The organism is Kocuria sp. SM24M-10 (assembly GCF_001027955.1).
Lineage (GTDB): Bacteria > Actinomycetota > Actinomycetes > Actinomycetales > Micrococcaceae > Kocuria > Kocuria oceani.
In genome coordinates, this window is record NZ_LDNX01000120.1 from 71,555 (window position 1) to 83,745 (window position 12,191).

13 protein-coding genes are annotated in these 12,191 nt (G+C 74.7%); 6 read left to right on the top strand and 7 right to left on the bottom strand.

From position 1 onward, the window contains the following. Positions 1-46: 46 nt before the first annotated feature. Complete coding sequence (locus ABL57_RS13965; RefSeq protein WP_047804078.1) at positions 47-697, bottom strand: carbonic anhydrase; 651 nt, start codon at positions 695-697, stop codon at positions 47-49. Further along, the gene (locus ABL57_RS13970) at positions 694-1,386 is read right to left on the bottom strand and encodes a DUF4245 domain-containing protein (RefSeq protein ID WP_047804079.1); all 693 of its coding nucleotides are present in this window, start codon (positions 1,384-1,386) and stop codon (positions 694-696) included. The genes ABL57_RS13965 and ABL57_RS13970 overlap by 4 nt, the downstream gene beginning before the upstream one ends. 235 nt (positions 1,387-1,621) lie before the next feature. On the opposite strand from ABL57_RS13970, the gene glpX reads away from it, so the two are divergent. Together glpX and ABL57_RS13980 are read left to right on the top strand one after the other, a co-directional pair. Further along, a complete protein-coding gene (gene glpX / locus ABL57_RS13975) occupies positions 1,622-2,569 on the top strand; it encodes a class II fructose-bisphosphatase (protein ID WP_047804115.1) in 948 nt (315 codons plus the stop codon). 198 nt (positions 2,570-2,767) lie between these two features. Next, positions 2,768-3,949, top strand: coding sequence for a hypothetical protein (locus ABL57_RS13980; RefSeq protein ID WP_047804080.1), 1,182 nt, complete (start codon positions 2,768-2,770; stop codon positions 3,947-3,949). 110 nt (positions 3,950-4,059) lie between these two features. Here ABL57_RS13980 and ABL57_RS13985 read toward each other — a convergent pair whose 3' ends face one another. The 4 genes from ABL57_RS13985 to ABL57_RS14000 form a co-directional block, all read right to left on the bottom strand. After that, the gene (locus tag ABL57_RS13985) at positions 4,060-5,073 is read right to left on the bottom strand and encodes a peptidoglycan bridge formation glycyltransferase FemA/FemB family protein (RefSeq protein WP_047804081.1); all 1,014 of its coding nucleotides are present in this window, start codon (positions 5,071-5,073) and stop codon (positions 4,060-4,062) included. A gap of 75 nt (positions 5,074-5,148) precedes the next feature. Then, a complete protein-coding gene (locus ABL57_RS13990; RefSeq protein WP_047804082.1) occupies positions 5,149-6,765 on the bottom strand; it encodes an LCP family protein in 1,617 nt (538 codons plus the stop codon). Between the two features lie 49 nt (positions 6,766-6,814). Continuing rightward, on the bottom strand, positions 6,815-7,300 hold the full coding sequence (gene purE / locus ABL57_RS13995; protein WP_047804116.1) for a 5-(carboxyamino)imidazole ribonucleotide mutase: 486 nt from the start codon (positions 7,298-7,300) through the stop codon (positions 6,815-6,817). A 136-nt stretch (positions 7,301-7,436) separates the two neighbouring features. Further along, positions 7,437-8,552 (bottom strand): 5-(carboxyamino)imidazole ribonucleotide synthase, encoded by a 1,116-nt coding sequence (locus ABL57_RS14000; RefSeq protein ID WP_047804083.1) that lies wholly within the window; start codon positions 8,550-8,552, stop codon positions 7,437-7,439. 290 nt (positions 8,553-8,842) lie between these two features. On the opposite strand from ABL57_RS14000, the gene ABL57_RS14005 reads away from it, so the two are divergent. Continuing rightward, a complete protein-coding gene (locus ABL57_RS14005) occupies positions 8,843-9,487 on the top strand; it encodes a GtrA family protein (RefSeq protein ID WP_047804084.1) in 645 nt (214 codons plus the stop codon). Positions 9,488-9,497: 10 nt separating this feature from the next. Here the strand turns inward: ABL57_RS14005 and ABL57_RS14010 are convergent, their stop codons facing one another. Then, positions 9,498-10,286 (bottom strand): TIGR03089 family protein, encoded by a 789-nt coding sequence (locus ABL57_RS14010; RefSeq protein WP_152683404.1) that lies wholly within the window; start codon positions 10,284-10,286, stop codon positions 9,498-9,500. Positions 10,287-10,598: 312 nt separating this feature from the next. Here ABL57_RS14010 and ABL57_RS23405 point away from each other — a divergent pair, with 312 nt between their 5' ends. The 3 genes from ABL57_RS23405 (at position 10,599) to ABL57_RS14025 (ending at position 12,070) form a co-directional block, all read left to right on the top strand. Next, positions 10,599-11,129, top strand: a complete 531-nt coding sequence (locus ABL57_RS23405; protein ID WP_053004980.1) for a WhiB family transcriptional regulator — start codon at positions 10,599-10,601, stop codon at positions 11,127-11,129. A gap of 14 nt (positions 11,130-11,143) precedes the next feature. Continuing rightward, on the top strand, positions 11,144-11,632 hold the full coding sequence (locus ABL57_RS14020; RefSeq protein ID WP_047804085.1) for a DUF3499 family protein: 489 nt from the start codon (positions 11,144-11,146) through the stop codon (positions 11,630-11,632). 114 nt (positions 11,633-11,746) lie between these two features. Next, a complete protein-coding gene (locus ABL57_RS14025) occupies positions 11,747-12,070 on the top strand; it encodes a hypothetical protein (protein ID WP_047804086.1) in 324 nt (107 codons plus the stop codon). The last annotated feature ends 121 nt before the right edge of the window (positions 12,071-12,191 follow it).

Genomic DNA, 12,191 nt, shown 5'->3' on the forward strand with positions numbered 1-12,191 from the left:
AGCCCGAGGTGACGCCCGGCACGGTGACCCGCGGCGTCCGGGGTCCTCAGCGGGCCGGCAGCCAGGTCCCGTGGCCGTGCACGAGCTCGGCCTGCCCGTCCTGCAGGTGGTAGAAGACGCCCACCACGGCCACCTCGCCCTGCGAGACGGCCTCGTTGATGATTCGCGACTGCTCGAGCAGCCGGGAGGCCGTCTGCTTGGTGTGCTCGACCACGGCCGAGTTGACGTCGGGCTCCCCGTGCCGCCGGGCGTCGAGCACGGACGGCATGATCCGCTCGATGAGGTCCCGCTGGAAGCCGCGCGGCATGTCCCCGGAGTGCGCGGTCGCGTGCGTGGCGCTGACCGCCCCGCACGAGTCGTGGCCCAGGACCATGACCAGCGGGGTGCCCAGGTTGGCCACGGCGTACTCGATCGAGCCGAGCACGGCGTCGTCGATGACCTGCCCGGCGGTGCGGACCACGAAGGCGTCCCCGAGCCCGAGGTCGAAGATGATCTCGGCGGCCAGCCGGGAGTCCGAGCAGCCGAAGATCACCGCGAACGGGTCCTGTCCGCCCGCCACGGACTGCCGGCGGGAGGCGTCCTGGTTGGGGTGCAGGGACTCGCCGGCCACGAAGCGGGCGTTGCCCTCGCGCAGGCGCTGCCAGGCGGCGGCCGGGGTGCGGGGCGAGGAGTCGTCGGATCGGATCTCGGGGGTCATGGCTGCTCCGTGGGTGCGGGGTCGGAGACCTCGGCGAGTGCCGCGGTCACTGCGGTGGCGAGGTGGTCCAGCTCGGCGCCGGGCGCGTCGCCCTTGAGCACCACGGTGGAGCCGTCGACCTCGCCGGAGTAGACGGTCAGGGCGTCCCGGTCCCGGGACTCCTCCCGGACGTGGACGTCCCACTGCACGCCCCCGGCCTCGGCGGTCGCGGAGACGGGCACGGCCTCGGTCTGCTGGGCCAGCCACGTGGGGTTGGCCAGGGACGTCTGCACGAGGCCGATGAAGTTGCCCTGCGGGGTGGCCCAGCCGATCTCCCAGTAGGGCACGCCCTCCGCGGCCCCGGCGTCCCAGCGGGCGTAGTTGGCCGTCCAGTCCTCACCCGGCTCGGGGACGACCGGCGGGAACGGGGCCTCCTCGGCCACGTAGTCCGCCTCCTGCGCCACGTCGATGTCGGGGCGGTACGGCTGGGCGTCCGGGCGCGGCTGGAGCCACACGAACGGCAGCACCAGCAGCAGCAGGACGGCCATCGAGATGATCATGCCCTGCACGGGGGCGTTGATCCGCCGCGCCTGCTTCTCCGTGATCTGGGGCAGGGGCGGCGTCCCGGGGCTGGGCGCGGACCCGGGCGCGGCCGCACGGGGCGCGTCCGCGGGCGGCTCGGCGGAACGGTCGGGGGTCGGGGAACTCACGGGTCCATTGTGCCCTGTCCGGGAGGTCGCGGTCGCACCGCCGGGCTGACTGTGAGCCGGCTCCCAGCGCGCGGACGGGCGGGCGATATGCTGGGCGGGACGCGGTCCGCGCCACGGCCGATCCCGGCCCGGTGGCCCGCAGACCCGAAACTCGAAGGTGAGGAACATCGTGGCCCAGGAATCCCCCGGAACGACCAAGGCATCCAGCAACAACGTGGCCGACCGCAACCTGGCGATGGAGCTGGTGCGCACGACCGAGGCCGCGGCGATCGCCGGGGGCCAGTGGGTGGGCGCCGGCGACAAGAACGCCGCCGACGGGGCCGCGGTCGACGCCATGCGGGCCCTGCTCTCCACCGTGCACTTCAACGGCACCGTGGTCATCGGCGAGGGCGAGAAGGACGAGGCGCCCATGCTGTTCAACGGCGAGCAGGTGGGCGACGGCTCCGGGCCGGCCTCCGACGTCGCGGTGGACCCCATCGACGGCACCCGCCTCACGGCGCTGGGCATGAACAACGCCCTGGCCGTCATCGCGGTGGCCGACGGCGGGTCGATGTTCGACCCCTCGGCCGTGTTCTACATGGACAAGCTCGTGGTGGGCCCGGAGGCCGCGGACTTCGTGGACCTGCGCCTGCCGGTCAAGCAGAACCTGCACCTGGTGGCCAAGGCCAAGGGCATCCACGTCAACCAGCTCACCGTGTGCGTGCTGGACCGCCCCCGGCACCAGAAGCTCGTCGACGAGATCCGCGCCACCGGTGCCCGCACCCGGATGATCCTCGACGGGGACGTGGCCGGCGCGATCGCCGCGTGCCGCGAGGGCACCGGCGTGGACGTCATGATGGGCATCGGCGGCACCCCGGAGGGCATCGTCACCGCGTGCGCCGTCAAGGCCACCGGCGGGATCATCCAGGGCCGGCTCGCGCCGGTCGACGACGCGGAGCGGCAGAAGGCCGTCGACGCCGGTCTCGACGTCGACGCGGTGCTCTCCACGGACGACCTCGTCACCTCCGACAACTGCTTCTTCGCCGCCACGGGCATCACCGACGGCGACCTGCTGCGGGGTGTGCGCTACCGCGGCCGGCGGATCACCACCCAGTCCATCGTGATGCGCTCCCGCTCCGGGACCGTGCGCATGGTCGAGGCCGAGCACCTCGCCGCGAAGTGGGAGAAGTACGCCCGCCGCTGACCCCGGCGCCCCAGCCCGTCCGGCCGGCACAGGACCCCTCGGGCCGGCCACCGGCACGGGGGGTCCTCGCCGTCCCCGTCATGCCGTGTCCGGGGGCCGATGCGGCGACCGGCCGCCCTAGACTGGTGCCGAACTGCGGGCGCCGACCGCGGTCCCCCCACCGGGGCGGGGCGCCCGGGTGATGAGGAGGACTCCATCGTGAGCACCACGGTCAGCCCGTGCCCCAACCGCAAGACCTGGGACGCCACCGTCCGGGTGACCGGCGGCCACCCCCAGCAGCTGTGGGGGATCGGCCAGGCCCAGATCTCGGCCGAGGGCCCGGGCCTGCGGGTGGACCGGGTCATGGTCCACGACGCCGAGCAGCGCACCGTGGGCTACGCCCAGCTCCACCTGCGCTCGGAGGCCGAGCGCGTGGTCGCCGGCACGGTGCACGCCCACGTGCACCGGCCCCAGGACCTGCCGGTGGTCGCCGAGGCCCTGGCGCTCTGGGCCCGGGAGGAGCACGCGGCGGAGCTGCTGCGCTTCCAGCCCGACACGCTGCGCACGCCGGGCACGGCCGAGGCCCTGGCGGCCGCCGGCTTCGCGCGGCCGGCCACCGGCGGCGGCCCCGACGAGCCCCGCCGGCTGGAGGTCCCGCTGGGGGAGACCCAGCAGGACCTCTCCCGCCGGCTCTCCGAGGCGACCCTGGGCCGGTGCCGGGCGGCCCTGCGCACCCCCGGCGTGACCGTGCGCGAGGTCACCGCGCAGAGCCGGGCGCTGGCCAACATCGGGCTGCGCACCCGGCTCATCACGCAGCTGCTCGAGGACCTGGGGGACGACTCCCTGCTGCTCGTGGCCACCGAGGAGGGCGACGTCGGGGCCGAGACCGCCCTGGGCTACCTCTGGTTCGTGCACACGCGCGGGCTGGCGATGATCTACCGCCTGGGCTTCACCCGCCGGGGCCGCGATCTGGGCCTGGACGACGCCCTGCTGCTCACCGGGCTCGTGGAGCTGCAGAAGCGCCGCGTGCAGCGCCTCGACGGCGGGGACCCGGACGAGGCGGACGTGCCGCAGGTGGTCCGCGAGCTGGCCGGCACGGAACGGCCGGTGCTGGGTCCGTGGGAGAAGTCCCTGGGGCGCAGCCCGGCCGGGGAGTTCTCGGCGGAGGCGGCCGACGCCGTCGCGGCGCGCACCGGCACGGCCGTCGCCGCGGAGCTGGGCCTGGAGGCGCCCGCCCCGGCGCGGTCCTGGTCCCCGGGCGGCCCCGAGACGGCCGCCGCGCCCGCCGACGGCGACGGCGCGGGGGGCACCGGCCGCTCCCGGACCCGGCGGGCCCGGGCACTCACCCGGCGGGTGGTCGGGGAGGGGCTCTCCGCGCTGCGCGACGCGGCCGGGCGCTGACGCGGCCGCACCGGCAACCCGGCGACGGGCGCGGTCGTGGCGATGCCTCGGCGCTGCGTCGCCTCCGGGGCCTCGGTCCGGGGACCGGCGCGGCCTCCGCGCCGATCCGCTCAGGCGTCCCGGCGGTGGGCGAGGGCCGCGCGGAGCCGCCCGGGCACTCCCGGGAGCTCCCGGCGCGCCGAGGCGGCCGTCTCGCGGGCGGCGCGCAGGCCGGTGTAGGCCGCGTACCGGCTGCGGCCCACCGGCAGGTCCCAGGTCCCCGGGTAGGCCTCCGGGCGGCCGCCGAAGGACTTCTTGAACTTCGTGAAGCCGTGCCAGGCGTGCTCCGGGTCCGCGCCCTCGGGGGCCGTGCCGAACAGGTCGAAGCGGCGCAGGCCCTTCTGCCGGGCGTCCAGCACCATCCGCACGACCAGCGGGATGCCCGCGGAGAGCTTGCGGTGCTCGAAGTCCATCGCGGCGTGGGCGTAGGTGCGGGTGTCGTCGGAGTCGTAGACGAGCGAGGCGCCGATGGGCTGCCCGTCCAGCTGCGCCACGTACAGGACGGCCGCACCGAGCGGCATGAGCGTGCGCGCGGCCTCGCGCAGGTAGGCGTCCTGCTGCCGGGTGAAGTCCTTGCGCTCGGCGGTGGCGTCGAGGAAGCCCAGCAGGACGTCGACGTCCCCCGGGTCGGTGGACGCGGTGAACGTCACGCCCTTCTTGGCGATGTTGCGGTGCAGGTTGCGGTTGGTGGACTTCATGTCCTTGAGGATCGCGTCCTCGTCCTGCGTCAGGTCGATCACCTGGGTGTGCCCGGGCTGGACCTGGCGCGGCGCCGGGCGCAGACCGCGGCGGCGCAGCGAGGCCTCGGGGGTCTCCAGCCCGTCGGTCACGGCGGCGTCCACGGGCTCCACCCGGACGAACCAGCACCGCTCCTCCCGGGCCGTGCGCACGAGGTGCTCGAGCGCCTCCTCGAAGGCCTGGGGGGTGCCGGCCTCGGGGCCGTACGGGCAGTACAGGTAGCGGCCGAGCCGGCCGCCCTCGAGGACCGCGAGGTAGCGCCACCCGTCCCCGGAGGCCTGGAACACCCGGTGCCCCAGGTTCCGCTGGAAATCGGCCCATGCATTCGACTGAAGTATGTTCGCCACGCCCCCACTGTACCGGTGCGTCCAGGAGCCCCCGGCGCGGTCGCCCGGGCCCCCGGGCCGGGACGGCGGCCCAGGTCAGGGCACGGAGCAGGTGCCGTTGGGGGTGAGCTCCTCGGCGGGCACCCGGGGGAGCGCGGCCGGGACCGGGACGGCCATGGCGACCCCCGGGCCCACGGCCGCGCCGCGCGGCAGCGCCTCGGCCTGCCGGGCCCCGCGGTCGGTGGCCTCCTCCAGCACCTGGGCGAGGTCCTCGTGCAGCCGGTCGTAGTCCGGGTAGGTCGGGAAGGACGGGTCGTAGTAGGGCGGGCCGGCGGCGAACTGCGCCAGCTCGTGCTCCTTGGCCTTCAGGGCCACGTCCACGAACGAGCCGATCTGGCTCTGCGGGATGTCGGTCTCGACGACCTGCGTGCCGGACTCCGCGAGGTCCTGGAACCGGGCGAGGACGTTGACGGGGTTCAGCTGCTTGAGCATCGCGGCCTGCACGCAGCGCTGGCGGGCCTGCCGGTCGTAGTCGGTGGCCCCCTCGCGGGACCGGGCGTACCAGAGGGCGTGGTAGCCGTCCAGGTGCTGGACGCCCGGCTCGATGTAGCCGAAGATCTCGTTCGGCAGGCCGGTGACCAGGTCGGTGCCGCCGCCGATCGGCACGCGCCCGCCGACGTCGATGGTGATCCCGCCGAGGGCGTCCACGAGCTGCTCGAAGCCGTTCATCTCGACGATCGCGTAGGCCTGGACCTCGATGCCGAGCACCCCCGACGCGGCGTCCTTCATGGCCTCGGCGCCGGGGTCCGCGGCGTCCGGGTACAGCTCGGCGTGGTTGTTCGTGACGTCGGTGTAGAGGGCGTTGAGGATGCACTCGTCGCCGCAGTCGAAGCCCTCGGGGTAGACCTCGGCCAGCGGGGAGTCCTCGGGGAAGGGGGCGTTCTGCAGATTGCGGGGCAGGGAGATGGTCACGGTCCGCCCGGAGTCGGCGTCCACGCTGAGCACCGTCATCGAGTCGGGGCGGCGGCCCGAGCGGTCCTCCCCGGAGTCGGTGCCCATGAGCAGGATGTTGTAGCGCCCGTCCGCGGGCCGGAAGGGCAGTCCGCCCCCGAAGACGTCCGAGACCGCCCCGCGGGTCACGGACAGCAGATAGGCGGAGTAGGCCAGCCCGCCCGAGGTGACGAGCATGAGCGCCACGGTGGCGGCGGCCACCGCCCGGCGGGTGCGCTGCGCGAGCAGTCCGGGCCGGATCAGGCGCAGCGTGTCGAAGAAGAGGAACGCCCACCCCAGGGCCAGGCCCAGCAGCACGGCGATCAGCAGCAGGGACGTCAGCGAGTTGGTCAGGAACCAGATCAGAGGAGTCCGCCACAGCAGGAGACTCACGAGGGCCAGGGCCAGGGCCGCCCAGACGACCACGTCGGCCTTCAGGGCGGCGCGCCCCGTCGCCCGCCGGCCCGCGACGAGCTGGGCGCTGCCGGGAACCACGAGCGTGGACAGGAGCAGCGTCCAGGCGCGCCGGGCGCGCGTGCCCTCCCCGGCGTGCTGCGGGTGGCGCAGCGGGTCCGTGAGCCGCGGCGGGGACGCGGCGTCGTCGTCGCCCCGCCGCACGGCGGTGACGGCGTCCTCGGGCGTCGCGCCGGAGCCGGGTCCCGGATCAGGTCGGCGGTGCGGCGGACGGGGGTCCGGCTCGGCGCGGGGGGTGTGGCCGTTCACGGGCAGCTCCGGCGGGGAAGGGCGGGTGGGGAAGGGCGGGGCGGCGGGCTCAGGCGCCGAGGCGCGAGCGCAGGGCGGCGCCTTTGTCCTGGGCGGTCTGCCGCAGCTCGGAGGCGAAGTGCACCAGTTGCTCGCGCAGCTGCGCGGCCCGGTCGTCCGCGCCCGCGGCGAGGATGCGCGCCGCGAGCAGTCCGGCGTTGCGGGCCCCGCCGATGGACACGGTGGCCACCGGCACGCCGGCGGGCATCTGCACGATCGACAGCAGCGAGTCCATGCCGTCGAGCGTCCGCAGGGGGACGGGCACCCCGATCACGGGCAGCGGGGTCACGGAGGCGAGCATGCCGGGCAGGTGGGCGGCGCCCCCGGCCCCGGCGATGAGCACGCGCAGGCCGCGGTCGTGGGCGCGCCGGCCGTAGTCGATCATCTCGGCGGGCATCCGGTGGGCGGAGACGACGTCGACCTCGTAGGCGATGCCGAACTCGTCCAGGGCGGTGGCCGCGGCCTCCATCACGGGCCAGTCGGAGTCCGACCCCATCACGACGCCCACGACGGGCTGCTGCTTCTCGTTCACTGGCACTCCTGGACTGCTGGGGTGGTGCGCGGCGCAACCGCACTCCGGTCTGGGGCTACGGTAGCCGTCCCGGCTGGACGGACCGTGAGGGGCACGCTGGTCAGGCCCGGCCGTCGCGCAGCACGGCCGCGGCGCGGGACGCCCGGCGGCGCAGCTCCGGGATCTCGTCCGCCGCGCCCGTGATGTTCACGTGGCCGATCTTGCGTCCGGGCCGCACCGCCTTGCCGTAGTTGTGGATCTTGGCGCGGGGCTCGGCGCTCATCGCGTCCCGGTAGGCGCCGAAGAGGTCCTGGTTGGCCCCGCCCAGGTAGTTCTTCATCACCGCGGACCCGCCGATCAGCCCGGTCTCCCCGAGGGGGAGGTCGAGCACCGCGCGCAGGTGCTGCTCGAACTGGCTGGTCACGGACCCGTCCATCGTCCAGTGCCCGGAGTTGTGCGGGCGCATGGCCAGCTCGTTGACGAGGAACCCGGGGCCGCGGCCGGGGCTCTCGAACAGCTCCACCGCCAGCACGCCCGTGACCCCGAGCTCGGTGGCCAGGGTCAGGGCGGCGTGGGCGGCGGCGGCGGCCACCGCCGGCTGCAGGTCCGGGGCGGGGGCGAGCACCTCGTCGCAGACGCCGGCCACCTGGATGGACTCCACGACCGGCCAGGCACGCACCTCGCCGGAGGGCGTGCGGGCCACGAGGGCCGAGAGCTCGCGGGAGAACGGCACCTTCTCCTCGGCCAGCAGCGGTCCGTCCGTGCGCGCGAACCACTGCGCCGGCTCCTCGCCACGGGCGTCGGCGGCGGTGTCCAGCACCATGACGCCCTTGCCGTCGTAGCCCCCGCGCGGGGTCTTGAGCACCACGGGCCAGCCGGCCTCTTCGCCGAAGGCCACGAGCTCGTCGGCGTCGGCCACCGCCGCCCACCGGGGGTTGGGCAGGCCCAGGCGCTGCACGGCCTCGCGCATCCGCAGCTTGTCCTGGGCGTGCACCAGGGCGTCCGGCCCGGGGCGGACGGCGACGCCCTCCGCGAGCAGGGCGTGCAGGTGCTCGGTGGGCACGTGCTCGTGGTCGAAGGTCAGCACGTCCACGTCCGCGGCGAACCGGCGCAGCGCCTCGAGGTCGGTGTAGTCGCCGACCGGGGCGGTGGGCACGGCGGCGACGGCCGAGACGTCGGGGCCCTCGGCGAGCACGCGCAGCTCGATGCCCAGGGCGGTGGCGGAGGGCGCCATCATGCGGGCGAGCTGCCCGCCTCCGACGACGCCGACGACAGGTGCGGTTCCAGAAGCTCTCACCCGACCAGCGTATCCCGGCCCGGAGGGACCGCCCGGCGGGCCGTCCCCTGCCCGTCCCCTGACCGTCCCCCGGCTGTCGCCGGGCCCGTAACAGGGCGCCCACGCCCAGGGAGCGCGCAGGAGGGGCGGGGTAGGATGTGCCGAGGTCCGCCGCGGGGGCTTGCCCGCGTCCGTCGACCGCTGCGCCGGCCGGCGCCCACCGACCCACCACCTGGGAGACCTGAAGCCGCGTGAACCGTCTCGTCGACCGTTTCGATGCCCTGTGGCACCTGTTCGTCAAGGAACTCATGAAGTTCGGAGTCGTCGGGGCGCTCGCCTTCGTCATCAACGCGTCGCTCACCTGGGTGCTGATGCACACCTGGTTCCAGGACGGTCACCTCAAGGCCAAGTTCGTCGCCACCGGCGTCGCGATCCTCTTCGCCTGGGTCGCGAACCGCCTCTGGACCTTCCGGCACAAGCGCCAGTCGGACAAGCGCCGCGAGCTGGTGCAGTTCCTCGTGGCCAACGGCATCGGCATGGCCATCGAGCTGGGCTGCCTCGGCTTCAGCTACTACGTGCTGGGCCTCACGAGCGCCTACGCGTCCTTCGTCTCCGGCACGATCATCGGCACCATCCTCGGCACGATCTTCCGGTACTTCGCCTACCGTTTCTGGGTCTTCACCGAGGAGCTCGACGAGGACCCGAACTTCGCCGACACCGCGGCCCTCGAGATCGCGCTGATCACCGGTGCCGCCCCCGCGGGCGGCACCGAGCACCCGCGGCGGGGAACCGCCGAGCAGGCGCCGCGGGAGACCGCCGAGCACACGCCCCGGGAGAGTGCTGCGCACCCCGGCCGGGACGCCCACGAGGGCGCGGGCCCGGCCGAGGGCCGCTGAGCGGAGCGGATCAGAACGCCACGGCGTTCTCGGCCGCCAGCACGGACGCCCAGGACGGGTCGGTGCCGTCCGCCGGCCGGTCCGTGACGACCACCGCCCGGCCACCGGCCAGCACGCCCAGGACGCGCAGCAGGTGCTCCGCGTCCATCCGCCGTCCGGGCACGTGCACCGCCGCGGCCCCGCCCCACGTCTGCTCCCGGCCGGACACGCACGCGGCGGCGTCCGGCAGCAGCGCCCCGTGGCTCAGGGGCCCGTCATCGCCCGCCGCCCACAGGGCCGGCCCGTCCGGGTCCGGCTCCTCGAAGCCCTCGTACACGTCCGCGTGGGACCGCACCTCGGCGCAGTAGTCCAGCGCGTCCCCCTCGGGCAGCTCCCCCCGGTACCCGAGCGAGAGCGCCGGGCGGTCCAGCACCACCGCCCGCGCCCCGGAGGGCACCCGCCCGAGCAGGGCGGGAAGCGCACCCCGGGCGTCCACGAGTCCCGCCACGGCCCGGTCACCGGGCTCCGGGGCACCTCCGGACGGGTCGACCGGCCGCAGCCCGGCGCCCATGGTCCACGTGCCCAGGGCCACGGCGAGGCCGCGCCAGTGCACCTCGTCGCCCAGGGCGACGACGTCGCCCGCCTGCAGGTCCAGCTCGTCCACCCACAGGTTCGCCGTCTTGGCCGCCCAGTTGTCCAGCACTCGGCCGGAGAGTTCCACGCGCTCGCCGTCCTGCCCGTACCAGATGAGGGCGGGGTGGCTGCTCCGGCGGAGCTTGTCCACCAAGCGGGGGACAGAGGTGGGGGTAGGGATGTCCAAGGGCTCCTCCTGGGGGTTGCGGGGCCGCCGGAGGCCGTCCCGAGGCATATGCGTCGGCGTGCATTCTTCGCTTTTCCGGGCGCTTCGCGCCAAACCGGGCGTGACCTGGAAAAACGTCTACTCCCAAAGGAAATCTGGGCCGATATGGTTCCAAGGGTCCCTCCGGCGAGAGGGTTGACGCAGTAGTAGTTACACACGTGTAATGAGGAAGTCCGGCAGGCGATCACCAAAGATTCGTTCTCCGGGATGCAACGAACTGGTACCCCCGCAGTATGCCAGTCCGGGGCCAACGTGTCGGATGGAAGGAAAGTCATGGGAGAGGCCGCACGCCAGCAGCTCGTCGATTCCACCCCCCTCAGCACCTCGCGGCGCAGCGTGCGCTCGGTGCCCGAGGACTGGTTCGTGGATCCGGCCGACCCTCGGGCCGCAGAGCGCCACGTCCGCCGCGCCGGCGGCAGCCTGGAGGAGCAGGCCACCGCCTACCTCGCCGCGCACGACACCGTGCAGAACCTCTCGGGGGACGCGGCCGGCCCGGTCGTGGACCTGCTCGAGACCCCGGTCGCCGACGGCGGCCTGGACTGGGGCTCGGTCGCCGGGCTGTACGCGGTGGAGGAGGACGAGGGCGAGCTCGCCTGGCAGACCGACGCCCTGTGCGCCCAGACGGACCCGGAGGCGTTCTTCCCGGAGAAGGGCGGATCCACCCGTGACGCCAAGCGCGTCTGCGAGGCGTGCCCGGTGCAGAGCGCGTGCCTGGACTACGCCATGAGCAAGGACGAGAAGTTCGGCATCTGGGGCGGGCTGTCCGAACGGGAGCGCCGCCGCCTGCGCCGGCTGACGCGCTGAGGTAGTTTCGTGCGATGAGCTCCTCCGGCAGTGCCACCCGACGTTGCTCCCGCCAGACCTGCACGCGGGACGCGGTCACGACCCTCACCTACGTGTACTCGGACTCGACCGCCGTCGTGGGACCGCTGGCCGGCCACGCCGAGCCCCACGCCTACGACCTGTGCGCGGTGCACTCCGACCGGCTCACGGTGCCGCGCGGCTGGCAGGTGGTTCGCCTGGAGCTGCCGGAGGACCGGGCACGCCGCGAGGACATCGGTGCCGTGGCCGAGGCGGTCCGCGAACCGGAGCCGCCCGCGGCCGTCCGGGAGCGTCCCCGGGCGGTGCTGCGCGACGTGTCCCTGCCCCGCTCCGCCGCACCCCGGGACGCGCTCCCGGACCGTCCGGTCCCGGAGCGCCGGCTCCCGGAGCCGCTCCCGCGCGACGTCCCGATGCCCGACAGCCTGCGGCGGCCGCACCTGCGGCGGCCCACGGGGCACGGCGGCGCGGCGGTGCCCGAGGTCTGAGCGGCGCGGCGTCCGGCGGAATGCTCCGCACGGCGGTGCCCCCGCCCTAGGATGAGCCGCAGACCGTGCCTGTCCGGCACGGAGGCTCTTCCCCCCGGAGCACCAGGAGACCCCATGACTGTCCCTGCAACGACGCAGCCGACGCACGCCGTCCCGGCCGAGAACCCCTATGCGCACGGCCCCGCGCGCCGTCCCGAGAGCAGCGGGGGTCACCGTGCCGCTCCCTGGGCGGCCCCCGTCCCCGCCCCCGAGCCGACGCCCCCGGCGACGACCGTCCTGGACCCGGGACTGGCCGCGATCCTGCGCTGCCCCCTGACGGGCGGGACGCTGATCCCCGTGGACGCGGACCGCTTGATGAGCGACCGTCCGTTCCGGGACGGCGTGCACCCGGTCTATCCGATCCGCAACGGGATCGCCTGCCTGTGCCCCGACCGCTGAGCGCTCGGGACCGGCGCACGCCCGCGGGCACCCTCCGCCCGGGATCCTCCCCTCGGCGCCGACCGGGGTCACGAAGCCGTTAACATTCGTACCCGCGGGGTGGCCGAGTAGGTCGTGCACG